Annotated in this window: 27 protein-coding genes; all 27 read right to left on the bottom strand. The window is 39.8% G+C overall.

Features of this window, described 5'->3' with window-relative positions:
• Positions 1–5 precede the first annotated feature (5 nt).
• The 27 genes from fliJ to CZ382_RS05310 all read right to left on the bottom strand — a co-directional run bounded on the left by fliJ (position 6) and on the right by CZ382_RS05310 (position 25434).
• Entirely contained in the window at positions 6–452 is a 447-nt protein-coding gene (fliJ, locus tag CZ382_RS05445) for a flagellar export protein FliJ (protein ID WP_088050197.1), read from the bottom strand.
• Positions 452–1771 (bottom strand): flagellar protein export ATPase FliI, encoded by a 1320-nt coding sequence (gene fliI, locus CZ382_RS05440; protein WP_088050196.1) that lies wholly within the window; start codon positions 1769–1771, stop codon positions 452–454. Before fliI ends, fliJ begins: the two co-directional genes overlap by 1 nt.
• A complete protein-coding gene (fliH, locus tag CZ382_RS05435; RefSeq protein ID WP_159457766.1) occupies positions 1768–2538 on the bottom strand; it encodes a flagellar assembly protein FliH in 771 nt (256 codons plus the stop codon). Before fliH ends, fliI begins: the two co-directional genes overlap by 4 nt.
• On the bottom strand, positions 2531–3544 hold the full coding sequence (gene fliG / locus CZ382_RS05430; RefSeq protein ID WP_088050194.1) for a flagellar motor switch protein FliG: 1014 nt from the start codon (positions 3542–3544) through the stop codon (positions 2531–2533). Before fliG ends, fliH begins: the two co-directional genes overlap by 8 nt.
• Before the next feature lie 12 nt (positions 3545–3556).
• Complete coding sequence (gene fliF / locus CZ382_RS05425; RefSeq protein ID WP_088050193.1) at positions 3557–5152, bottom strand: flagellar basal-body MS-ring/collar protein FliF; 1596 nt, start codon at positions 5150–5152, stop codon at positions 3557–3559.
• A gap of 145 nt (positions 5153–5297) precedes the next feature.
• Complete coding sequence (gene fliE / locus CZ382_RS05420) at positions 5298–5600, bottom strand: flagellar hook-basal body complex protein FliE (protein WP_188724640.1); 303 nt, start codon at positions 5598–5600, stop codon at positions 5298–5300.
• Positions 5601–5622: 22 nt separating this feature from the next.
• Positions 5623–6078, bottom strand: coding sequence for a flagellar basal body rod protein FlgC (gene flgC / locus CZ382_RS05415; protein ID WP_088050192.1), 456 nt, complete (start codon positions 6076–6078; stop codon positions 5623–5625).
• A 2-nt stretch (positions 6079–6080) separates the two neighbouring features.
• Positions 6081–6476 (bottom strand): flagellar basal body rod protein FlgB, encoded by a 396-nt coding sequence (flgB, locus tag CZ382_RS05410; protein WP_088050191.1) that lies wholly within the window; start codon positions 6474–6476, stop codon positions 6081–6083.
• A 406-nt stretch (positions 6477–6882) separates the two neighbouring features.
• Positions 6883–7662 (bottom strand): GTP-sensing pleiotropic transcriptional regulator CodY, encoded by a 780-nt coding sequence (gene codY, locus CZ382_RS05405; protein WP_088050190.1) that lies wholly within the window; start codon positions 7660–7662, stop codon positions 6883–6885.
• A gap of 26 nt (positions 7663–7688) precedes the next feature.
• Positions 7689–9089 carry an HslU--HslV peptidase ATPase subunit gene (hslU, locus tag CZ382_RS05400; RefSeq protein WP_088050189.1) on the bottom strand — a complete coding sequence of 467 codons (1401 nt, stop codon included), beginning with the start codon at positions 9087–9089 and terminating at the stop codon, positions 7689–7691.
• A 15-nt stretch (positions 9090–9104) separates the two neighbouring features.
• Positions 9105–9650, bottom strand: coding sequence for an ATP-dependent protease subunit HslV (gene hslV / locus CZ382_RS05395; RefSeq protein WP_088050188.1), 546 nt, complete (start codon positions 9648–9650; stop codon positions 9105–9107).
• Entirely contained in the window at positions 9643–10584 is a 942-nt protein-coding gene (xerC, locus tag CZ382_RS05390; RefSeq protein ID WP_088050187.1) for a tyrosine recombinase XerC, read from the bottom strand. Before xerC ends, hslV begins: the two co-directional genes overlap by 8 nt.
• Positions 10585–10849: 265 nt before the next feature.
• Entirely contained in the window at positions 10850–11161 is a 312-nt protein-coding gene (locus CZ382_RS05385; RefSeq protein WP_088050186.1) for a hypothetical protein, read from the bottom strand.
• Between the two features lie 390 nt (positions 11162–11551).
• Positions 11552–12733 carry a macrolide family glycosyltransferase gene (locus CZ382_RS05380; protein WP_088050185.1) on the bottom strand — a complete coding sequence of 394 codons (1182 nt, stop codon included), beginning with the start codon at positions 12731–12733 and terminating at the stop codon, positions 11552–11554.
• Complete coding sequence (locus CZ382_RS05375; RefSeq protein ID WP_088050184.1) at positions 12730–13170, bottom strand: helix-turn-helix transcriptional regulator; 441 nt, start codon at positions 13168–13170, stop codon at positions 12730–12732. Before CZ382_RS05375 ends, CZ382_RS05380 begins: the two co-directional genes overlap by 4 nt.
• Positions 13171–13644: 474 nt before the next feature.
• Entirely contained in the window at positions 13645–14055 is a 411-nt protein-coding gene (locus CZ382_RS05370; RefSeq protein ID WP_088050183.1) for a GNAT family N-acetyltransferase, read from the bottom strand.
• Positions 14056–14191: 136 nt separating this feature from the next.
• Positions 14192–14644 carry a hypothetical protein gene (locus tag CZ382_RS05365; RefSeq protein ID WP_088050182.1) on the bottom strand — a complete coding sequence of 151 codons (453 nt, stop codon included), beginning with the start codon at positions 14642–14644 and terminating at the stop codon, positions 14192–14194.
• A 344-nt stretch (positions 14645–14988) separates the two neighbouring features.
• The gene (gene topA / locus CZ382_RS05360; RefSeq protein WP_088050181.1) at positions 14989–17067 is read right to left on the bottom strand and encodes a type I DNA topoisomerase; all 2079 of its coding nucleotides are present in this window, start codon (positions 17065–17067) and stop codon (positions 14989–14991) included.
• A gap of 217 nt (positions 17068–17284) precedes the next feature.
• The gene (gene dprA, locus CZ382_RS05355; protein WP_088050180.1) at positions 17285–18175 is read right to left on the bottom strand and encodes a DNA-processing protein DprA; all 891 of its coding nucleotides are present in this window, start codon (positions 18173–18175) and stop codon (positions 17285–17287) included.
• An 88-nt stretch (positions 18176–18263) separates the two neighbouring features.
• Positions 18264–19166 carry a succinate--CoA ligase subunit alpha gene (sucD, locus tag CZ382_RS05350; RefSeq protein ID WP_088050179.1) on the bottom strand — a complete coding sequence of 301 codons (903 nt, stop codon included), beginning with the start codon at positions 19164–19166 and terminating at the stop codon, positions 18264–18266.
• 120 nt (positions 19167–19286) lie between these two features.
• The gene (gene sucC, locus CZ382_RS05345) at positions 19287–20447 is read right to left on the bottom strand and encodes an ADP-forming succinate--CoA ligase subunit beta (RefSeq protein ID WP_088050178.1); all 1161 of its coding nucleotides are present in this window, start codon (positions 20445–20447) and stop codon (positions 19287–19289) included.
• Between the two features lie 322 nt (positions 20448–20769).
• On the bottom strand, positions 20770–21030 hold the full coding sequence (locus CZ382_RS05340; protein ID WP_088050177.1) for a type II toxin-antitoxin system RelE family toxin: 261 nt from the start codon (positions 21028–21030) through the stop codon (positions 20770–20772).
• Entirely contained in the window at positions 21023–21235 is a 213-nt protein-coding gene (locus CZ382_RS05335) for a hypothetical protein (RefSeq protein ID WP_088050176.1), read from the bottom strand. Before CZ382_RS05335 ends, CZ382_RS05340 begins: the two co-directional genes overlap by 8 nt.
• Positions 21236–21537: 302 nt before the next feature.
• Complete coding sequence (locus CZ382_RS05330) at positions 21538–21819, bottom strand: EscU/YscU/HrcU family type III secretion system export apparatus switch protein (protein ID WP_088050984.1); 282 nt, start codon at positions 21817–21819, stop codon at positions 21538–21540.
• Between the two features lie 279 nt (positions 21820–22098).
• Entirely contained in the window at positions 22099–22617 is a 519-nt protein-coding gene (locus tag CZ382_RS05325; RefSeq protein WP_088050175.1) for a GNAT family N-acetyltransferase, read from the bottom strand.
• A gap of 265 nt (positions 22618–22882) precedes the next feature.
• The gene (locus CZ382_RS05315; protein ID WP_088050174.1) at positions 22883–24637 is read right to left on the bottom strand and encodes a hypothetical protein; all 1755 of its coding nucleotides are present in this window, start codon (positions 24635–24637) and stop codon (positions 22883–22885) included.
• A 26-nt stretch (positions 24638–24663) separates the two neighbouring features.
• The gene (locus CZ382_RS05310; protein WP_088050173.1) at positions 24664–25434 is read right to left on the bottom strand and encodes a ribonuclease HII; all 771 of its coding nucleotides are present in this window, start codon (positions 25432–25434) and stop codon (positions 24664–24666) included.
• Between the last annotated feature and the right edge of the window lie 50 nt (positions 25435–25484).

Here is a 25484-nt window from a genome sequence, read left to right as displayed (position 1 = left end):
GCTCTTCACCCATTTTTCCTGCCTAAATACTGCTGTATGGCTATTTCATCCATTGCCTGCTTTTCGTTTTTCCGGACAATTTCATCCTGTTCCCGCCGTCTTATTTCAATTATTTTTTCAAATTTCTTCACTTCAACGTGCGCGTTTGTCAAATGTCGCTGGTTCGTTTCCATTTCATTTCTTGCTTGTTCAACCGATTGCTGCATGGAAATAATTTTTTTATTTAGCATTTCAATATACGTTAATTGTTCCTTTATTGTTGTGATAGGTGTTGATTGCTTTAGGTATCCCTCATAAGACTCTTCTGCCGCTTCCTTTGTCCTAAGCAGTGTATATAATTTTACAGCGACATCCTCAAACAGCTCCTGCGAATGATGGTATGCCTTTTGCGCATCATGCTTTTCCTGTTCGCGAATATGTAAGATTTTCGATAACCTTTTTGTTGCTGCCATCAATCAGCACCTCCATTTAGTAATTTCTGCATTTGCCTGATCGAATCATCCAGGGTCACGTAGTCAAATATTGCCTGTTTCAGATAATGCTGTATTTTAGGGTAATAAGCGATTGCCTTATCAATCTCCTGATCAGTTCCCCGCTTGTACGCTCCGATTTGAATCAATTCACTGTTGTCTTCGTATTTAGCCATTAGTGAACGCAATTTCTGGGCAGCTTCTTGATGCTCCTTGTCTACTATTTGATTCATTACTCTGCTGATCGATTTTAAAATGTTGATTGCCGGAAATTGCCCTTTTTCAGCGAGCCTCCGGTCCAATACAAAGTGTCCGTCCAAAATACCGCGAACCGTGTCGGCAATCGGTTCATTCATGTCATCTCCATCGACCAGTACCGTATAGAATGCTGTAATGGTGCCGGTACTGCTTGTTCCAGTCCTCTCCAGCAGTTTCGGCAATGCAGCGAATACGGATGGGGTATACCCTTTCGTTGTAGGAGGTTCACCTGTTGCTAATCCTACTTCCCGCTGTGCCATTGCTACCCTTGTTACTGAATCCATCAGCAGATTGACCTGGAAACCCAAATCACGAAAATATTCACTGATTGCTGTTGCGGTATAGGCACCTTTAATTCGCATTAATGCTGGTTGATCAGAGGTTGCAACAACAACAATTGACTTTTTCAAGCCTGCCTCACCAAGATCTTTTTCAATAAACTCCCTTACTTCTCTGCCTCGTTCGCCAATCAGAGCAATAACATTGATATCTGCACTGCTATTTCGGGCAATCATGCCTAGTAATGTACTTTTTCCAACACCACTACCCGCAAAAATACCAATCCGCTGCCCCTTTCCAACCGTTAATAACGAATCAATCGCCTTTACCCCGACCTGGATCGGCTCGTCAATCGGTGGTCTGGCTAATGGATTGGGCGGAGATTGCTCCGTTAAATAATTCGTCAATCCCTTTGGAAGTTTTGCATTGTCCAGGCTTTTCCCCAATGAATCTACTACCTTGCCAATCAACCTACGCCCAACTTTAATAGTCAGCGCCTTTCCTGTTGATTCAACGAGACACCCTGGTCCAATTTCGCTTACCTCGGAATAGGGCATAAGCATAATTTTTTCATTATTAAATCCGACTACTTCCGCCATCACTGTCTGGTTCCTTACTTTCGCTGCATGAATAAGGCAAACTTCGCCAATATTTGCATCCGGTCCCTGCGATTCGATCATCAATCCAACGATACGCAATACTTTTCCATAACGTTTAAATGTATCAGCTTGTTCAATTGCTGTTAAAAACAAGGATCGATTCATTGTTCGTTCTCCAATGCAAGTTCATGTAAAACTTCCTGAAGCTGCTGCAATTGTGTATCAATGCTTGCATCAATTTTTCCAAAAGGGTGTTCAATCACGCAGCCTGATTTAGCTAGTTCTTCATTCACATAAATGGTCAAGGCGGTATCGGCATGTAAAAGATGAACCAGTTCATCCCTATGCTGCAATACGAATTCATAATTTTCCGGATGGACGTAAACCGTAATCGTTGATTGATCTTTGATTTCCTTAATTGCAGCTTTTACAATGGACAAAAATGATGTCGGGTCTTCCGTCAGCTTTTCGTTGATAATTTTCTCAGCCGTATGAATTGCCAGGTCAACGATTGTCTCTTCGCTTTGTTCCAGTTTGGCATGATAATCGGTTGTTGCGGTACGAACGATTTGATTTGCCTTTTCCAGTAGCTGCTTGTGCTGTTCCATGCTCTCCTGTTTGCCTGCCGCAAATCCATCCTGATATCCTTCCTCTTGCGCCTGCTTGATATAGGATTCTCTTGTTCTTTCCCATTCGGCTTGATCATGCGCTATTACCGCCTGTGCTTCGGAAATCATTTGTTTCTTTTTCTCCTCCAGCTGCTGTAATTCTTGACGGGCAGCCTGCAGCTGCTCCTGAATTACTGGATATGAATTTTCTTTAGAATTGATGTTTTCCTCTTTCACAGGATTCTGTTTAATCAGCTCGATCGGTACTACTTTAATTCGTTTTCCCGTTGATGTGGGCTGATTGTGTAAGAACGTATCAGACAATGATATCGTCACCTCCACCGCGCGCGATAACAATCTCGCCAATATCTTCCAGTCTGCGGATGGTGGAAACAATACGTGTTTGCGCTTCTTCAACATCCCGCAATCTTACCGGACCCATATACTCCATTTCTTCCTTAAATGTTTCGGCCATTCGCTGGGACATATTTTTAAAGACAATATTTTTTACTTCTTCACTGGCAACCTTGAGTGCCAAACGCAAGTCTTCATTTTCCACTTCACGGACGACACGCTGGATAGCACGATTATCCAGAATGACAATATCTTCAAAGACAAACATCCGTTTTTTGATTTCATCGGCTAACTCAGGATCCTGAACCTCCAAAGCATCCAAAATTGTTCGTTCAGTACTGCGGTCAACCCCATTCAATACTTCCACAACAGCCTGAATACCACCGGTTTGCGTATAATCCTCGGTTAAAGAGGAAGAAATATTCCGTTCCAGCACCTGTTCTACTTGACTAATAATTTCCGGTGATGTTGAATCCATTGTTGCAATTCGTTTAGCTATATCAGCCTGCATTTCCTGTGGTAATGCAGACAATATCTGACCAGCCTGCTCAGCATCAAGATAGCTCAATACAAGTGCAATCGTTTGCGGATGCTCACTTTGGATGAAATTTAGCACCTGCTGCGGATCAGCCTTTCTGGCAAAATCAAACGGTCTTACTTGTAATGATGATGTAAGCCGATTGATGATATTGGCCGCTTCCTGTTTACCAAACGCTTTTTCCAAAACTGTTTTGGCATAGCCGATACCACCTTGAGAAATATAATCTTGTGCCAGGGCAATTTGGTGAAATTGGTCCAGCACATCTTCTTTGATATTTGACTCTACTTTCTTTACAGAGGAAATCTCTAAACTTAGCTTTTCAATTTCTTCTTCACTTAAATGTTTATACACTTGGGCAGATACATCCGGACCTAAAGAAATTAAGAGAATCGCAGCTTTTTGTTTTCCGCTCAATACACCTTTTTGTCTTGCCATAGCCTGTTCCTCCTAGTCTTCCGCTATCCAGCTTCGCAGCAGCTTTGCAAAGTCTTCCGGTTTTTCTTTTGCCATTTTTTCTAGTTGTTTTCTGCGAGCATCAGCTTCCGTGTCCGGGTTCTCCCCAATTTCCGGAATGCGTACTTCCGTTTGTGCTGCTGTTGTTTCTTCCTCTATCTCTTCCTTTTGATCCCGGCGACTTCTCAACAGCAGAATAACGAGAATGATAATAGCAATTAGCAGGATTCCTCCGACAATGTATAACCATAATGGAATAACTGGTGACGTTGGCTCTGGAAATGCCGTATCCCCACTGAATTCCTGAAATACGATTGATGTTTTCTCTTCCGGATCCACTTCCCCAAACTCTTTGTCAATGGAGGTTGTAATGATCGAATTTAATATAGAAGAAATTCCATCCTCAACCGTGTTTTCATCCTGCTGTGATAAATATTGCAGTTCATCCCCGTCTTTCCCTTTCACCTTATCAATAGCTACCTGAATTCCGAGATCACGGACTTTATACGGACTTTCCGCTATTTCCTTGTGAATACGGTTATATTCATTGTTAACCGTTTCTTTTACAAGCTCATAATCCCCATCTTCTCCTCCATCGACACTCTCATAGCCTGGAACATCTTCGTCGCCAGTTCCTTGTACACCGCCTGCGGGAGGGTTTCCGGAATATGTCTCGTGAACCGTCTCGATACTTACAGGAACCCCTTCCATGTTCTCCACGTCAACCGGGTCAACAATTTCTTCTACACGATTTTCCTTTGTAAAATCGACATCAGCGGTAACTGATACAATCACATTTTCCGGTCCTACCATAGCACCGAGCATTTGCTGCACCCTTCGTTGAATGTCCCGTTCAATATCCTTCTTCACTGTTTGCTGATATGTATACGTATCCTGATTGCCATTTGCATCTTGTGCATTTTGATCATAATACTCGAAATATTGATTCATAATGACGATATTTTCTGGTGGTAAATCCGGAACTGCTTTTGACACTAAATGATAAAGTGTCTCGATCTGATTCCCTTGAAATTGTTGTCCGGGCTTTGTATTAATTACGACGGATGCACTTGCCTGTTCCGCATTATCACTGACAAAAACAGGATCCTTCGGCATATTAATCATTACTTTGGCATCTGCAATGCCATCGATGCCTTTGATTAAGTTGGCAAGCTCTGTTTGCATCGCGTCCAATTTTATCATGCTGAATTCATTATCCGTTATCCCCCATGAAGCATTCTCGCTAAAAAAGGAATAATCAATGTTGCCGCTATCCGGAAGACCCTGCCCGGCGAAATCGACCAGCAACGAATCAACTTGCTCCTCCGGGACAGTAATCGTCGAACCACCATCCTCCAGTTCATAAGGTACGCCTCTTGTATCCAACTCAGTCTTTATCTGTCCGGCCTCTTGTGCTGACAAATTATTGTATAGCGGAACTAATTTTGTATTGGAAGTAAACAAGACAATCCCAATTATCAAAGCTGCAACGATAACAATAGATCCGATAAATATTCCTTTTTGGCTTCTTGACCTGTTCGTCCAAAAAGATTTAGCTTTATCTTTGAAATACAACATTTTTTCTTTCATTTATTCCCCCGCCAAATCCAAAAATCTATAAAAATGCTCGTTCAAAAAGCATTTGATGACTTCGAACAACCATTTATTTGTATACCTATTGTTATGATCTAATCTTAAGACCAGTTTATATTCTGTTACCCGGTCTTCCCGCTTCTTACACTTGCATGCGCATGATTTCATTATAAGCATCGATAACTTTCCGCTGCATTTGGACAGAAGTTTCCAATGTAATATTTGCCTTTTGGGCTGTAATCATGACATCATGCAAATTATCAATTTGTCCGTTCGCCAGACTTTCTGTTTTTTGATTTGATGCTATCTGCGTATCATTAACGTACTGAAGGGCATGTTTTAAAGTATTTGCAAAATCCGACTGTGCTTCACCAGACGAAACATTAGGTTTAGCATGTACTCCTGCTGATAATAATGTTGGTGATATACCATTTAAACCTTGAATCACAATCAACGCTCCCTAGTCTTTATTTACTAATTTCCAATGCTTTCAACAGCATATTTTTCGTCGCATTCAATGACGTGACATTTGCCTCATATGATCTTGTGGCACTCATTAGGTCAACCATTTCCTTCAATGGATCAACATTTGGCATTTGCACATATCCAGCTTCATTCGCATCCGGATGCCCTGGGCTATAAACCAGCTTAAAAGGCTCGTCATCTTCTATTATTTTCGTAACCTTCACTCCTGCTCCAGGAGAAGATGAGGTGTGCGAAGCTTTTTGCAGGAAAGATTGAAAGCTCTGTTCTTTTGGCTCCGCTACGACCATTTTTCTTCGGTATGGTTCGTATTCACCGTTTTCATTAACCGTTGCACGTGTCGTTTGTGCATTAGCGATATTGGAAGAAACGATATCCATCCGTAACCGCTGAGCTGTTAATGCACTTGCACTCGTATTTAGCGCGTTAAAAATCGACATTGCTATCTTCCTCCTCTAATGACGGTTTGCAAACTGTTAAATTTGCTGCTTATCCGATCAGCCAACCCCTGGTAATAAATTTGGTTTTTCGCAAGTTCTACCATTTCCTTATCTATATCGACATTATTGCCATTGTGGTTATACATGGTACCCTTTCTTGTAATAACCTGATAGGAATTATGTAATGTGCCATCAAATGGCAGATGTTCTGGCCGTGTTCTGTTTGCCTTTATTGAACTTGTAAGCTCATTATGTAACATATTTTTAAAAACGGCATCTTTCGCTTTATAATTCGGCGTATCAACGTTTGCAATGTTGTTTGCTATCGTACGATTTTTAACCGCTGCATAATCAAGCGAATTTTCCAATGCCCGGATGGTTCCGCCAAACAAATTCAATTGTCATACCCTCCCTTGAAATAAGTACCAAATTAATAGACAGACATAATCAAAAATACCCACACGAATATTGTAATTTATCCTACTTAAGATGTCCATCATATTTCGACATATTACGACTTGGGAAACTAAAATGGTCATAATTAACTACCTATTTATACCTATAAAAATGGTTTATTTTTACATTATTGATATTATGCTCTATACAACGTAAGTAATTGAACATATTTTATAGGGCTTATATTCCCATTGTTCAGTACATTTCTTGGAATTTTACAGCAAAAAAGACCTAGCAATTTTTATAAATTGCTAGGTCTTTTTAATTTTTTACTCTGATATTTATACGTTCCCAATCAAGTTAAAATGTTTTTCCTTGCAACTAGTTTCAACGGGCCTGACTTTACATTTATCTTGAACGTAATTTTTCAAGCTCAACAAGGAATTTGTTATTAAGAACTTTAATGTATGTTCCCTTCATACCTAATGAACGTGATTCAATTACGCCGGCACTTTCCAGCTTTCTAAGTGCATTAACGATGACCGATCTGGTAATTCCAACTCTGTCCGCTATTTTACTTGCAACCAACAAGCCTTCATTTCCGTTTAATTCTTCGAAAATATGGTCGATTGCTTCTAGTTCACTGTAGGAGAGGGAGCTGATAGCCATTTGCACAACAGCTTTGCTTCTAGCTTCCATTTCGATTTCTTCCGTTTTTTCATGAAGAATTTCCATTCCGACTACTGTCGCACCATATTCAGCAAGCAATAAATCATCTTCATTAAAGCTTTCTGTTAATCTACTGAGCACCAATGTCCCAAGACGTTCGCCGCCCCCAATAATCGGTACAATCGTTGTTAATCCATTTTGGAATAATTCACGATTTTCTACCGGAAATGCTGTATACGGGCTGTCAATATCCAAGTTTGCTGTCGTTTCATGGATAGCAAACAATCCTTGTGTATACTCCTCTGGAAATTGCCGTTCTTCAAGCATTGACTTCATACGGTCGTTCTCAATTTCCTGATTAATGGCGAATCCTAATAGTTTGCCACGTCTGCTTACAATAAAAACATTCCCGCGAATAACATCTCTTAAAGATGCCGACATTTCATTAAAATTCACCGATTTTCCTGTTGCTTTCTGCAGCATTGCATTGATTTTTCTTGCACGATTTAATAGTTCCATGATAATCCTCCATTCGATTGTTTAAATTACAATATAAATTGGCTTAAATCCTTATTTTTTACGATCGTACTTAATTTCTTATCGACATATTCCGGGGTAATCTCGACTGTTCCCATTGTTATATCCGGTGCTTCAAATGATAAATCCTCGAGAAGCTTTTCCAAAATGGTATGCAATCTGCGTGCCCCGATGTTATCTGTTTCCTGATTAACTTGATAGGCGATTTCCGCAAGTCTAATTACAGCATTGTCTGTAAATTCAACATTTATACCTTCTGTTTTTAACAATGCCCGATATTGTTTCAGCAGTGCATTGGACGGTTCCTTTAAAATGCGTTGGAAATCTTCTACCGTAAGCTTTTCCAGTTCTACCCGGATTGGAAATCTTCCTTGCAGCTCTGGAATCAGGTCAGACGGTTTTGACATATGGAAAGCCCCTGCTGCAATAAACAGCATATGATCCGTTTTTACCGGGCCGTGCTTCGTGACAACCGTAGAGCCTTCTACAATTGGCAAGATATCACGTTGCACCCCTTCCCGGGATACGTTTGCGTTTCCGGAATTATCCTGTTTACCAGCTACTTTGTCAATTTCGTCAATAAACAGGATTCCGGACTGTTCAGCTCGCTCAATTGCCTCTTGTGCGGCCTCTTCCATATCAACAAGCTTTTGGGCTTCCTGTAAGGTTAATACTTTTCTTGCTTCAGACACCGGAAGTTTTCGTTTTTTCTTTTTCTTTGGCATAAACTGACCAAGCGCATCCTGCATGTTCATTCCCATTTGCTCCATTCCGGAACCTTGCAGCATATCAAACATGGAAGGAGGCAGCTCCTCGATTTCTACAGTGACAATGTGATCTTCCATTTCGCCTAAAGCAAGCTTTTGCTCCATCCGTTTTCGCTTGTTGCGAATTTCTTCATTTTTTTCCTGGTCTTTTTCATCATCTTCCTCATCAGACCCGTTAGCGAAAAGCATTTCAAATGGATTTTTAACTCCGGATTGCTTTTTGGCTTGTGGCATCAGCAGCTGTACAAGCTTTTTATTTGCCTCTACCTCTGCTTTTCCTTTCACGTTTTCCATTTTTTCCTCTTTAACCATCCGCATAGCCATTTCAACCAGATCGCGAACCATTGATTCTACATCGCGGCCAACGTAACCAACTTCAGTAAATTTAGTTGCTTCTACCTTGACAAATGGGGCGCCAACAAGCTTTGCCAGTCTTCGGGCAATCTCTGTTTTACCAACCCCTGTAGGACCAATCATCAGAATGTTCTTTGGTACGATTTCATCTTTAATGGATTCATCCAGCTTCATCCGGCGATAGCGATTTCTAAGTGCAACGGCAACCGACTTTTTAGCTTGATGCTGGCCAATGATATAGTTATCCAATTGATCAACAATTTGCTTAGGCGTTAAATCAATTCCCATAAAACAGCCTCCTTGTTATTCAAGTACTTCCAGCGTTATGTGATCATTCGTGTACACGCATATCTCACCAGCAATTTCTAATGCTGCCTGGGCAATTTCCTTGGCAGACAGGTTATCAGCGTACCTCCGCAATGCCCGGCCAGCACTTAATGCATAATTACCGCCGGAACCAATTGCCAATATGCCATCGTCCGGTTCAATTACTTCACCGGTTCCAGAAACTAAAAACATCTTTTCCTTGTTCATGACGATCAGCATCGCTTCCAACTTTCGCAGAACTTTATCACTCCGCCATTCTTTGGCTAATTCTACAGCAGCACGAGCAAGATTACCATCAAATGATTCAAGCTTTCCTTCAAATTTTTCGAACAGTGTAAATGCATCTGCGACAGATCCGGCAAACCCCGCTAAAACTTGCCCGTTGAATAATGTACGTACTTTCTTCGCTTTATGTTTCATGACAACTGCATTCCCCAGTGTAACTTGGCCATCTCCACTCATCGCACATTGTCCATCATGCATGATAGCAAATATGGTTGTCGCATGCATTTGATTATTCATGATCATCACCTCTTGACTTCGATTTTTGTACATTAGCCCTTGGGTGGCTGTTCATATAGACGTTACGCAAACGGTCCTTTGTAACGTGCGTATATATTTGTGTAGATGATAAGTTTTCATGACCGAGCAGTTCCTGTACAGTACGAAGATCCGCCCCCGCGTTCAAGAGATGCGTTGCAAATGTGTGCCGCAATTTATGGGGGTGGATATGTACGGTCAACGCTGTCTTTTCTATCATTTTATTCAGTACCAATCGCATGCCCCTTGCTGTTAATGGTGTACCTCTGGCATTTAGGAAGACATTGTCTGTATTTGTTTTTGCTTTACCAAGTAGCTGTATTCGGCCTTCATTTATATACGTCTCCAGTGCGATTTCCGCAAATCGACCAAACGGAATATAGCGTTCTTTTCTGCCCTTACCTTTTACAAGAACTGTGCCGATCGAGAAATCAATATCCTCAATTTTCAGCTCCTGACACTCGCTTACACGCATTCCTGTTGCATACAACATCTCCAGCATTGCCTGATTGCGCTGTCCCAAAGGGTCCGTTAAATCGCTGACTTCAAATAGTTGTTCCAATTCTTCCATATATAAAAAGCCTGGAATTGGTTTCGAAGCTTTTGGTAATGTCAAATGAAGAAAAGGATTACTTGTAAGCTTTTCTTCACGCTCCAAGTATTTATAGAAGCTTCGCAAACTGGAAATTTTCCTCGATACAGACCGTCTGCTTAAGCCCTTGTCATAAAGTAAAGTGAGAAATAGACGTACAACTCGAGTATCAACCTCTCGCAAGTCATCTATCCCCTCTCCCTCCAAAAAGAGAAAAAACGTTTCCAGATCATTCTGATAATACCTCACAGTATACGGCGAGGCATTTTTTTCAATTTGCAGATATTCGATGAATCCCTTGCAACCGGCTGAAAGTTTATGCAAAATTTCACCTTCTTCTTAACAGCGAATAAATCATATCATATTATAATCTGGATGGCAACAGATTTAACAAAATTGCAATAAAATTCAGAATCGAAGTCAGTTCACTTAAATTTTTCTCCTTCCGTAATCACTGTCAAGTAAATAAACTTACCAATTGGTAATTATAGCTTTTCCAAAATGAATAGTCAACAAACAACTATTAAAGAATTCAAATATATTTTATTTGCAACAAAACTGTCAAATTAAAGTAAAGTTTTACCAAATGTTACAGTATATCTAATTCCTTTATTCTCTTTCTAGTTTCTTCTGTACCCAAATCATACAAACGCTGATAAATTGTCATTAAATGATCGTCATAGCTGCCTCTTTCTTTGTCAGCACCCCATTCATCAAATGGTTTTCCCAAAAATTTGACTGCTTTTTTTGCATTTTTATCTTTGTTCATAAATAACATTTCTATTTCTTTGATCTCCTCGGGTGTTGCGCTTATTTCATATTCAATTCCACTTTCAGGAATCGAGACTTCACGAATATCTTCCGTATCAACTGTTACAAAATACGTTTTCTTCTGATTCATTTTGTAGCCCTCCTTTATCAATATAAATGTTACCCTTTTCCCAAGTGGTAAAACTTTTATACGGGAGACTTAAAATAAAGTTACTAAAATTGTCATAAATATTTATAGTAATGACAATTAAGAAATAATGAATAAGAGATGCCACAAGCTATAATGCACTATCTTTCACCCATGTTTTACCTTTTTCATGGACTCAGTCCTCTTTTCTTCATCAAATGCGAAAACCCGCCCTGTAATAGGAACGAGTTCTAACCCATGATTGCTGCATTTATATTTTCGTAGATTGATTTCCATTCTATCCCCCAGTGTTTATCAAATCATTTCCTGAACGTCAATACCAGTTTTCAGAATTTCATCAACAATGCCCAAACGCTCAGATACTTAAGCTAATTAAAACTTCTCCCCAATTTTAGTCAGAATCACATTGGCCGCTTCTGTAGCACCGCCGGCATTTTGAAAGGTTTCTGACAGCTTCTGTGCATTTTTCTTATATGTCCGATTCGCCAGCACCTCAGCTGCCGTTGACGCCAAATATTTTGGCTTCTTCCCTTTCAATTTTAATCCTGCACCCATTATGGCAACCCGGTCAGCTATTATTCTTTGTTCACTATGTTGCGGAAATAAAACCATTGGAACTCCAAAATACAGACTTTCATTCACACTATTCATTCCGCAGTGGGTAATAAATAAATCTGCTGTCTGTAATACCGAAATCTGGTCGACGGAGTTTTTCACTGTAAAATTTCCTGGTATGCTGTCAAGAGCAGAAATCTCAGTTTTTTCACCAACTGACATCAGGACATCATAATTCGTATTTGCAAATGCTTTGATACAGTTCTGGTAAAAATCCTCATTTTGATTAAGTACAGTTCCAAGGGAAATATAGAGTATTTTTCTATCTTTTTTATTATTCTGAACGGGAGGAAAGTTCCTAATGGATGGTCCAACAAATGCATATCGGTCAGAAAAGGTATTCGCCATCGGCTGGAATTCTTTCGATGTAAAAACAATGGTGTCCGTTTCATTATCATTTTGGACAATCGAAACAAAATTCTTTACTTCATAACCATGATCCTTTAACAATTGGATTTTTTTGTTAATTCGTGGCATACCGACGATCATTTTCCATAATTCCATAAAACTCCGCTTCATTAGTTTTGCTGTATACTGATTAAAAGCAAAGGTAGTAGTCGAACTAATATATGGGATTCTTAGTTTCTTGGCAAATAATTTTCCCCAAAAGCATAAAGAGTCTGATATAATGCAATCTGGCCGGATTTCCCCTAATTCTTTACATACCTTTTCATCCAAAGCAATGGTCGTATCGACAACCATTTCAATCAATGCAGCAAAATCTTTGCCAGCTTTGCGATCCAATTCTTTTTGTGATAGCTTGGGCAAGAATGCATCACAAGCAATAAATACTGCACCGGCATCTTCTATTTTTTCCTGAAATTCCAGAAAGGAATAATACCAAACTTGATGGCCTCTATTTACTAATTCGGTTACCACCGGAATGGTTGGATTGGTATGTCCATGTGCAGGTATAGAAAAAAATACAAATTTGCTCATTCTGAATCACCATCAGCTGGTTCGGTTTTTCGGATCATCTCTGCTAATTCCAGGAAACCCTCACTTTTTAAGACAGCAATTCCTTTTGTCGCATCTTCCCCCAAAATAACCAGCTTATCACCAGCTTGAATCTGATACATTTCGCGTGCCTGTTTGGGAATCACAATCTGGCCCCGTTCTCCTACCTTCACAACACCAAAAAACTGCTTTCCCTTGGGAGCGAGCTGGCTTGCCTCTTCTTCACTCATATTACGGGACATTTGATCCAAAGTTACTTGAAAAATATCACTGAGTATCTTGCATTTATAAATATCAGGGAAGGCTTCTTCGTTTTCCCACTTTGCTACGGTCTGTCGTGATACGTTTACCTTCTCAGCTAATTGTTCCTGACTCAGTTTATGCTTTTTACGCAAAACACGGATATTCATACCGATCATGTTTTTCATCTCCTTCTATATTTAAATATATAGAAGATCTAAAGCAAAATCTATCAACAGTTCACAACATTCTTTGTTAAAAATTGTGGCAAATGTTTAAACATTTGGTACAGCTACCCATAAAGAGTAGAACATTTATTGCTGCAGTAATGCGCCCGATTGATTCCCTTTATATTAGATTACCATGAGATATAATGGGCACCGTAAATAAATATGAATGTGCCAACACAGTTCAAATAGCCCTGAAAATATCATCATTACAGATACACCGTTAAGGTCAGAGTAATTTCCTGTTTCATTTACAGCATCAATCTGCCATTACCGAAATTTCCGGGTTAACAAATACGGTTAAGGGTATCACTCCACTCCTCCCATCCAGTTCAATTGTTCAACCTATTCCGGTAGACCAAGACATGATTAAGCTCATGAATGAAACACTCACTGATCAAGCTTTTATCCTCGTTCCTTTAAAATCTAATACATTCTATACATACCGTGTGATCTGGGATAGGTGTACTTAAATCCAAATTGTTCATAAAGTTTATTGGCTGGATCATCGGCTATTAGACTAACATAAGAACCGGGATATGTGTTTTTGTCCAGGTAGTTTATTAGTTCCTTCATAACCATCTTACCTAGCCCTTTTCCTTGATAGCTTGGCTTTACTACGATATCGACTATCTGAAAAAAGGCTCCGCCATCACCGATTACACGTCCCATCCCGATTAATGTCGTTTTATCATAAATACACACTGCAAATAATGAATTTTTCAAACCAACTGCTGCAGCTTCTAGTGATTTCCCACTTATACCACCCTCCAATCGCAAATCATTATATTCTTTAGGAGTTGGCGGTTCATAGATGGTAGTGAAATGATCATTCATTTTTACTTTTCCCCCGTTTACTGTTATTCTGACTGCTCATTTGCTGCTACATGTCCACCCAAAACATTATTCAGTTTCTCTCTCATTTCACCCGTCGTAACAATACAATTTACAGAATGGCCTTTAGCCACTATTTTTAATTCATTCCCGTCATTAACTTCTTTTGCATAGCATAATACTTATGGTTTATGTCAATAGGGATAAATTGAAATGAGTTTATTTTGCTCCAAGCGATAAAGCGGCCTCCACTGATTACACCGTCACCGATTACGGCAAAGATATTTAGGAGATTATACGAATTGATCAAGGGGATAAGCATCAGCAAATAAAAAGACCAATCTAGGAATACTCCCAACAAAAACACGCTAACCACAAATAAAAGGATAATAGAGTAAGCAATGATCCCTGCTTTTTGTTTAGAATATATCGGGAAGTCCACTGTTTTCTGAGGATATCTTCTAATGGACACAATTTCCTCTTCCGTTATAGGCAAAATAATACCCTGCTTCATTTTTATTATGACTTGAATAAACTTATAGCTGCAGTAACTGATGATAGTGAAAAATAGTATGTCCATAAATAATTTCAATCTCATCACCACTTTTCTCTAACAAACTACGGGATTTCAATCTACTTCTCTCGCTAAATTAACCACATTATTCTGCCGTTTTCTTATAATTATACTCTTACAATCTTCTCCCACACTAATCAATTATCACTCCAAATTTATATATTAAATTATACGATTCCAAATGAAAAAAAGTTTCTTTTTAATAATAATTAGCTATGAGGGTAACACCTTGTCCGGAATACTAAACGCATGGGTTACTACATAAATTTGCTATGATTTTCTTGACACCCCTTCCCTTCTTTTAGGGCTCGGTTAATCACAAAAGAACATAACAAAGCCGCCCTTTTCACGGGCGGCTTTACCTAACTCTGTGCTTCTTCCTCATAATCACAGTTCGTACATTGAATTTGCGTTCCTTTTTTCTTTTTCTTTTCAACCAGCAGTGAGTCACATTTTGGACATGGTCGGGCAATTGGTTTATCCCATGAGACAAAATCGCAATCCGGGAACCTGTCACACCCATAAAACGTCCGTTTCTTTTTCGACTTCCGTTCGACGACATTACCTTCCTTACATTTCGGACATTTAACACCGATTTCTTTTAAAATCGGTTTTGTGTTGCGGCAATCCGGAAAGTTGGAGCACGCGAGAAACTTGCCATAGCGCCCCATTTTATAGACCATTTCATGCCCACAATTCTCACAGGTAATCCCAGCAGGTTCGTCCTTGATTTCGATTTTTTCCATTTCCTTTTCCGCTTTTTCCAGCCGTTCGCTAAAAGGTCCATAAAATTCATCCAGAATGGCAATCCAATTTACTTTCCCTTCCTCAATCGAATCCAGATCTTCTTCCATTTTGGCTGTGAAGTCAAGGTCAATAATTTTCGGGAAAAATTCCTGTAATAGCTCGATGACAATTTGCCCGAGCTCAGTTGGGATGAACCGCTTATTATCAATACTCACATAGCCGCGTCGCTGAATCGTATCAAGTGTCGGGGCATACGTTGACGGCCGGCCAATCCCTTGCTCCTCCATCGTCTTTACGAGTCTGGCCTCTGTATAACGAGGTGGCGGCTGCGTGAAATGCTGGTCTGGTGTTATTTCTTCTGCTTTAACCTCCATCCCTTCCTGCAGGTCAGGCAAGTATTTATTGTCTTCTTTATTTTTGTCGTCCGTACCTTCCACGTAGACAGACATAAACCCTTTAAATTTAACTTTAGAGCCTGTTGCGCGAAACTCAACACCGTTGTTCAATAAATGAACCGTCATTGTATCCATTACAGCGGGTGCCATTTGGCTTGCCAGAAATCGTTCCCAGATTAATTTGTATAGGCGTAACTGGTCACGTGATAAAACCGCTTTTAATGAGCTCGGCTCCCTTAGTACAGAGGTTGGACGAATCGCTTCATGGGCGTCCTGTGTACCCTCTTTTTGTTTCGTCTTTTTAGAATGACCTATATAATTTTTGCCATGCTTTTCTTCAATATAACCTTGTGCTTCATTTTTTGCTGTATCGGAAATACGTGTTGAATCTGTACGCATATACGTGATCAAACCGGTGATGCCGCCAGCCTTTTTGCCAAGGTCAATCCCTTCATAAAGCTGCTGTGCTACCATCATCGTCTTTTTAGCTCGGAAATTCAGTTTACGAGCCGCTTCCTGCTGCAGTGATGACGTCGTAAACGGCAGTGCCGGATTACGCTTGCGTTCCCGTTTATTGACCTTTTCGACTGTAAATGTTTTACCTTCCAAGCGCTTTAGAATATGATTTACATCATCTTCGGTTTTTAACTCATGCTTCTTGTTATCAATTCCGTAAAAAGACCCTTCAAACGTATCTTTGTCCTTATGGAAACTTGCTTCAATCGACCAATATTCTTCCGGCTTGAAGTTTTCAATCTCCTTCTCGCGGTCAAGAATCATTTTTACTGCTACCGATTGCACTCGCCCAGCACTCAACCCTTTTTTTACCTTTTTCCATAATAACGGACTAATGTTATATCCCACTAACCGGTCAAGAATCCGTCTAGCCTGCTGTGCATCGACTAAATCTGTATCAATCGAGCGCGGATGCTTAAATGATTCTTTAATCGCATCCTTGGTAATTTCGTTAAATACAACCCGGCATTCCGAATGCTCATCAATATTTAAGCTGTGTGCTAAATGCCAGGCAATCGCTTCCCCTTCTCGATCGGGGTCGGCTGCGAGATAAACTTTTTTCGCCTTTTTTGCGGCTGATTTCAGCTTCTTTAAAACATCGCCTTTACCACGAATGGTAATATATTTTGGTTTGAATTGATCTTCTGCATCGACGCCCATTTGACTCTTCGGCAAATCCCGAACATGTCCCATGGATGCCTCCACTTTATATTTTTTTCCTAAGTATCGTTCAATCGTCTTTGCTTTTGCCGGCGACTCAACGATTACAAGATAATCTGACATACTTTCTTTCTCCTCCCAGATTGAGGTAACCCTATTTCAATTGTGTACTCGAAAAGTTGTAAGTGTCCAAGTACACTCCTTATCATTTGGTAACTTTTTGAACACCCTTTTCAATTGGAAATCTTCACTAATAGTAAATATATCGTTCCCATTTGTCAAACATGATGAAATAATTTCCCAGATAATTTAAAGCGTTTTCTTCAAGTTTATGCTAGTTTTACATGGAAATGTGCTTCATTGATTCCCAATCCTCCAGAATATCATGTGCACTCATAACCAGCTTGGCGCCATCCTGAATCATCCGATGGCATCCTACCGTTTGCGGCAGCAACGGTGAATCCGGAACGGCATATACCTCTCTTCCTTGATCAAGTGCCTGATCAACCGTTATCAATGTTCCGCTTCGTTCCGTTGCTTCGATGACCAATGTTGCAAAGCTGAGACCACTTATAATGCGATTTCGTTCAGGAAAATGGAATCGTTCTGGAGGTGTATTCGGTGTATACTCGGACAAAACTAATCCTGCTTGGGCAATTCGCTGAAATAATGATCGGTTTTGTTTCGGATAAATATGATGAAAACCACTGCCCAAAACAGCAATTGTTTTCCCATTATGCTGTAATGCCAGTTGATGAGCATACCCGTCAATTCCTTTAGCCATGCCACTGACAAGCAAAAGTCCTTTTTCAATCAAAGCCGGTAAGATAAACTGCATCTTCCTATAAGCATTTTGTGATGGCCTGCGTGTTCCGATGACACTTAGAGCTGGTCTATAGCTTAATAAAGACAAATCCCCCAGCATATAAAGCACAAACGGCGGATCTTTAATTGTTTTTAACACAGGGGGGTAGTTGTCGTCAACTATTGTTACCACAGGGAACATATCCAAATCGTGTTTAATAGATGCATGGACGTGCTTGTCATGAAGATCGGAATAGAGTAATTGAGCGTTTTGAAAGGGAATCGTATATTGATGACTTAACTGTGAAGACGATAGCTTGTAGAGATTGGATAAGGAAGGATCTGCCCGGAGCATTTTCCTGATCGAATTTCTGGTAATCCCGCGACAACGGTGTAAATGAATTAATTTTTTTCGAAGTATGTGCACGAAACCACTTCCTTTATTAGGTATAGGTTTTTTTATTCAAAAAATTTCCAATAGAAAGAAGAGGGAAGACAGACTTCCCTCTAACTTGTTAATGCGTTTTACATTTTGCTTCAAGGTTATTTTCTTTTAATGCTTTGATCATTGTTTCACCCATTACAGCAGGTGTTTCAGCAACCTTAATGCCACATTCTGTCATAACACGGATTTTCTCTTCAGCTGTACCTTTGCCACCGGAAATGATCGCACCAGCATGTCCCATACGTTTTCCTGGAGGTGCAGTTGCCCCGCCAATAAAGCCAACAACAGGTTTCTTCATGTTCGCTTTTATCCATGCAGCAGCTTCCTCTTCCGCAGTACCGCCGATTTCGCCAATCATGACCACTGCTTCTGTGTCTGGATCTTCATTAAATGCTGATAATACATCAATAAAATCCGTACCATTAACAGGATCCCCACCAATACCAACTGCAGTAGATTGGCCATAGCCTTTTTCCGATAATTGGTGGACAGCTTCATATGTCAGTGTTCCAGAACGGGATACGACGCCGATATGACCTTTTTTATGAATGTAACCAGGCATAATACCAATTTTGCATTCCTCTGGCGTAATGACACCAGGGCAGTTTGGTCCGACAAGGCGTGTCTTCTTGCCTTCCATATAACGTTTTACTTTAACCATATCCATAACCGGAATATGTTCGGTAATACAAATAGTAAGATCCAGTTCTGCATCTACTGCTTCCAGAATCGCATCAGCAGCAAAAGGAGCTGGTACATAAATAACGGAAGCCGTTGCACCTGTTTGGTCGACAGCCTCCTTCACTGTATTAAATACCGGAACACCCTCAACTTCTGTACCACCTTTTTTTGGTGTTACACCACCAACGATCTTCGTACCGTACTCAAGCATTTGTTTGGTATGAAATTTGGCAGTTCCACCGGTAATTCCTTGGACAATTACTTTTGTATCTTGATTGACATATATACTCATTTTCGTCCGTCCTTTCCACGTAATCTTCACTTCATACGTTCTTTGAAACTCAAGGTTAAACCATCTGGCTTTTCATTCCTGGCAATTCGTACACAGAGATCGCCTGAATGCTGCCTGAAATTATTTAACCATTGAAACGATTTTTTCTGCACCGTCAGCCATGGAACCAGCTGAAGTAATGTTTAAGCCAGATTCATCTAAAATTTTCTTGCCTAAATCAACATTTGTACCTTCTAAACGCACTACTAATGGCAGTTCCAAACCAACTTGTTTTGTCGCTTCCACAACACCTTCAGCGATAACATCACATTTCATGATTCCACCGAAAATATTAACGAAAATTCCTTTTACATTTGGATCAGACAAAATGATTTTGAAAGCTTCGGTAACTTTCTCAGCAGTCGCACCGCCCCCAACATCAAGGAAGTTTGCGGGTTCTCCGCCGGAATGTTTGATAATGTCCATCGTTGACATTGCAAGTCCTGCACCGTTAACCATACAGCCAATATTGCCATCGAGCGCAACATAGCTTAAATCGTATTTGGATGCTTCAATTTCCTTTTCATCTTCTTCATCTAAATCACGGAATTCCTGAACATCTTTTTGACGGTAAATTGCATTGTCATCAAAATTTAATTTTGCATCGAGTGCCATAACTTGACCATCACCCGTTGTAACAAGTGGGTTAATTTCTGCGATTGAGCAATCTTTTTCAACAAATACCTGATAAAGACCAGTCATAAATTTAACTGCTTTGGATAGCAATTCATCAGGTATATTGATATTGAATGCTAGTCTGCGAGCTTGATATGGGCTTAGACCTACTATTGGATCAATGACCTCTTTAAATATTTTCTCTGGAGTTTTAGCAGCTACTTCTTCGATCTCCGTACCGCCTTCTTCTGATGCCATCATGACAACACGGGAAGTTGCACGATCTAAAACAACCCCTACATAGTATTCTTTTTTAATATCGCATCCTTCTTCAATAAGCAAGCGTTTAACTTCCTTGCCTTCTGGGCCCGTTTGATGCGTAACAAGTGTTTTACCTAAAATTTCATCCGCATATGTACGCACTTCATCCAAATTTTTGGCAACTTTAACCCCGCCGGCTTTACCGCGGCCTCCGGCATGGATTTGTGCTTTTACAACTGTTACAGATGTACCTAACTTCTTGGCAGCTTCAACAGCTTCATCTACCGTATATGCAACATGGCCGTTTGGCACGTTTACGCCATATTCGCGCAAGATTTCTTTGCCTTGATACTCATGAATGTTCATCCTTCATCCTCCCATCAAAATTCACTGCATTTCCATTGTATTAAAAAACAACAAATTTCACAAGAATAAGGACCATCATTCGAATGACTGGAAAGAGAAAGGTAGTTGTCTAATATTGTTTTTGAAATTAAGGAACGGGAAAATTGCATTGGTTGATAGATGTTTACAAGGAGTTATACATAATAGTTTAAGGGAAGAGTTCCCTTTAAGTTTAAGAAGAAGTAACAGGTTGTTAAGATAATTAGCTTGTTCCTATAAAACCCAATGCCAAAGTTGAAAATGGAAGATTGATCGGTAAATTAAAAAGGTAGTGGGAACCCAGTTATTTTTTGTAAATATCACCACGGCTTCCCACCTTTAGTACGAGAACGATAAGGCTCCCCTGATCAATTTCAAAAATTATACGAAAATCACCGACACGTTTCCGAAACAGATTAGTATAGCCTTTCATCCTGGTAACACTGGTGTCGGCAAATGGATTTTCAGCAAGTTCAATAAGTGCGTTTAGAATCCTTTTTCTAGTTGGACTATCTAACTTTTTGATATATTTTTCAGCATTTTTGTCAATCTTTAGCTTATACATCTTGCAAATCCTTTAAAAGATCAGCCAACGTTACGTATTCGCCTTTATTAATACGTTCCCGCGCTTGATCTATCTCTTTTTTAGTTGTATCGTTTAATTCTAATTTATCTTCATCAAAAATGTGTTGAAAAAAATCGCTTAGTCTTGGTAGCTTATCTTCTGGTAACTTGTCAACCATCCAGTGTAGTTCTTTACGATTCATCATAACGATTCACCTTCCTTTTTCATTTATTATATCATAAAGTAAAACTTCATTCAGTGAGGATTTCCGACGCACAGGACGTGCTAGTGGAGGCGAAGGTATGCAGACGTGACGGTTTTAGCCTCACCTACCTCCCGCTGAATTAGCCCGAGGCCCACGCGGTGTGGGTCGAAAAGACTAAAATCGGTTATTTACGAGTTGTTTTCCTCCCACCTTTATGTTTTTGGTTTACTCACGCTTAGAGGTAGGAGTATTACAGCCCGTTAATGCTTGATAAATAAAGGCGTGATGATTCAACGCCTAACTTATTCATTTTGTTCTCCTATTACACCCCTATCCACTTTATAGACAAATGCAAACACCTCGGCAACCGCCTGATAAAGTTCTTCCGGGATCTTCTCGTTTATATTCAGCTCTCCCAAAAGTTCGACAAGCGATGGATCTTCCTGTATTGGCACTTGGTTTTCTTTTGCTTTTTCAATGATTGTTTCGGCAATTAGTCCCTTCCCAGCTGCTGTAACTCTGGGTGCATAATCTGAGTCGTGATCATAGCGCAATGCAGCAGCTTTTTTCCGTTTTGTCTTCATATGCAAAAAATCCACTCCTTGTCCCGAATAAAAAGTACGATCTGCTAGCTTTTCCATTTGGCTTAACGGCTTAACCAGTACGATTAAAAAATGGTAATCAAGCATTCCAAGTCCATCTCTCAACAATGGTTGTTGCGCCATTGCTTTGTCTTTCAATGGGTCATGATCCCCCTGAGGAAAGGGTATTCTTGCCAAAGGAAGATAAAACAAGATCCAACAGCGGACAAAAAACGACATATCTCACAAGAATGAGGTACCAATGCCTGACCAGCACAAAAACTACTCGTGCATTTTCCAGTAATCCCGGTCAAATATACACATAACTGCCGCATCATGATAAGTTCCGTTCACAAAAAACATCTCCTGTGTAACACCTTCCATTTGAAATCCAGCTTTTTCGTAAATATGTATCGCCTTTTCATTCGTCGTGTCCACATACAAGTACAGTTTATGCAAATTGATTACGGAAAAAGCATAGTCCATAGCCAGTCTTGTTGCCGTATAGGCATAACCCTTACCTTGGAAATCCGGGTGAATGATAATGGTGAATTCGGCATTCCGATGACGTGGATCAATGCTGACCAGTTCAACAAATCCAACTTTTTCGTCTATGTTCATTAAAATAAATTGCCGGTGCCTCTGATTGTCCATGTTTTTATCAAAAGAGTCTTCCCGGTGGGCAAAGGACAAATACGGCTCCTCGAACCAGTAGCTTATGATTTCCGGATTGTTATATAACGCATGAATAAACTCCAAATCTGTTTTTTCCAAAGTTCTTAAAGTTAGATTTTCATTCATTTTAACCATTCTCCATTCTTTTCTTATCGCCTCGGCAAACAAAGGCAAACACTTCGGCAACCGCCTGAAACAATTCTTCCGGAATTGTTTCATTAATATTAAGCTCAGTTAAAAGTACACAAATGATGCATCTTCCTGTAACCTGGACATCATTTTCTTGTCCCTTTTAATAATCTCTTCTGCTATCATGCTTTTCCGAGACTGCACTATTGGTGCCTCACTTGCGCCATGATCATAGCGTAATGCAGCAGTTTTTGCCGTTTATTCATATGCGAAAATCCACTCCTTGTGTGGAATAAAAACTACTATTTGCTTTCGCTTTTTCCTTTTGACTTAACGGTTTTACCGACACTGTCGACAAATGGTAGTCAAGCTTTTCAAGACCCGCTTTTAACATTGGTTTAAGTGCATTCGTTTGGGCATTCAATGCACTGTGATCATTATAAATCGTTATCGCAACCGACCGTTTTTGCACATTCATATCAATAACTGTTTCGTTTAAATGAGCTAAATCCAAATAAAACAATACCCGACAATAATCAGCACTAATTTCTCCTGTCTCGGTCTTTTTCCCTGCAAATTCAAGCTGCAAATCTTGATTTAGTCCGAGCCTTTCACCAGGCAGTAATAAGCTTGCCTGAATGAAATTGGCCGATTCGTGTACCGAGTTAAGCTGTAAACCATTAATAAAATGCAGTAATTGTTGGGCCCGTTCATGGGTTATCCCATCACTGTTGTGCAACAGTTGCAGCAGCATTGCTTTTACTGTCATAGTCTGATCTTTCGTTACAAGCTGATTTTCATAATCCAACCCTGTGAATTGCAAAACTTGTCTAATTTGAGTTAAAAACTGCTCTCTTGGATTTGATAATGTAACGTACCTATTCCGTATCATATTCGTTAGCAGCAGTTCCAGCTTTGGATCGAGTTGATCCGTGGACGCCGCAGTTAAAAAGCTTAAAAAGGTTCGTAATGATTCCGGATTATTTTGTACGGGTTGCTTTATATGCCGTGCTTGTTTATCTGTAAGCGATGGCAATACTATTTCATTAATTTCTTGTTTTAGTACAGTAAATTCATTTTGTGTTAAAGGCTTATTTTTCTGCAATGCTTGATGGATAGCATCTGTCCATTTTTGCAGGAACGGTTGCACAACCTTTCCAAATCGTCTGCTGTTGGATTGCTCCAGCATTCTTAAAATGGAGCCATCATCCAAATGAAACGGTAAGGAAAGCCCCTTGCCATTATTATATTGTTTCTCAAACCCCGTCCATTCGGCCTTCCACGTTGCAAAATTAACGGTTGTATCCAGAAATCCAGCAGCTTTTGCGAATTGAAAAAATGTCGGGCTATTACGGTTTACCTCTGTAATGATGTGTTTCACTAAAACATTTTGTCTATTTGTTCCATCTGTTAGGGCAGTAAGGCGTTCTATTAAAGAAAGTTGTTGCAGTGCCATATTTGTATCTTGTTTAAGCTGTAACAGTAGTGCGTTTATTCGTTCTGAAAATCCGCTCGTACTTTTCGTGTACAACGCCTGAAAAATTGAATCCGTCAATGGTAATTTTGTCGCAATTATTTCCTTTATTACTTGCCTTGCCTGGATTTTATTTTCTGTATTATCTATTAGTTGAAATGCTTTGGTTATCTGTTCTTTATCAAACGGGATTTTCTCCGTCATCAGAATCTGTATTAATGCTTTATTTTGTTTCGTCGCTTTTAGGCCTAATTGCTTCAAGAGATTCATGACATTATCCGTCATATTGCTTTTGACCTTGTCACCAAGCACCTTCAGGCGAATGATATCGTCCGTAGCTTGTACTTGAAAATGATAGGTTTCCCCTATGGTTAATGAAGCTTCTAATTGAGCAATCATTTTTTGTGTTCCAATTTGAATTTGTGCTTTATTGTTTGGATATAGATGTAAAACTTTTCCTTGGATAATCTGCCCTTGCCTTAATACTTGTTTCGTATGATGTACATCGGATTTGGCGGGAGATGTGATGTGCTGAATGCTCAAGTAGAATCACCTCATTTTCCTAATGTTTACTTTGCTGCATTGCTAACCGGGGCATACGATTTCCGATGATAGGGTGAAATACCATACTGCAAAAGCATATCTAAATGATGCTTCGTTCCATACCCCATATTCGAGGCAAAATCGTAGTACGGAAATTCGGTATGTATTTTTTTCATGATCTGATCACGCGTAACCTTTGCTAAGATACTAGCGGCTGCAATCGAGATACTCTTTTGATCCCCCTTGACAATTGCTTCCGAGGAGCAAGGAAGATCAGCTAAACGAACGGCGTCAATTAATATATGATCTGGTATTGGATCTAACTGATTGACTGCCTCGTACATTGCTAATTTGGTTGCTTCAAATATATTAATCTCGTCTATTTTTTGATTGCTAATGACGGAAATACCATAACTTACTGCCTGCTTTTTGATGATGTCAAAAAACTGATTACGGGTTGCTTCATTTAATTGTTTGGAATCATTTAAACCGAGCAAAGTAAAATCCCGTGGTAAAATAACGGCAGCTGCCACTACCGGACCTGCTAGCGGACCTCTTCCTGCCTCATCCATTCCGGCAATATAAGTACAGCCATTATCATAAATTCTGTTCTCATACAGACACATTTCCGCAAACTTCTTCTCAAGATCCTGATCTTTCTGTTTTTGGCGATCATAGCGTTCCACTAATTGCTGGACACCTTTTCGTTCATCCAGACGCAATTCTGCGATAAGTTCTTCATTGATCTGATTTGCTGCAAATAATTGCTTTAATAGAGCAATTGATTTTCTGTTCATCTGTACACCTCTATCTTTATATCGGCTAAAACCGCATTACTTTGAGTAAT

Origin of the sequence: Virgibacillus dakarensis (assembly GCF_900155625.1) — a bacterium.
Classification (GTDB): Bacteria; Bacillota; Bacilli; order Bacillales; family Amphibacillaceae; genus Lentibacillus_C; species Lentibacillus_C populi.
Note: the sequence above shows the minus strand (reverse complement) of the source record. Positions and strands in the feature narration are given on the sequence as shown.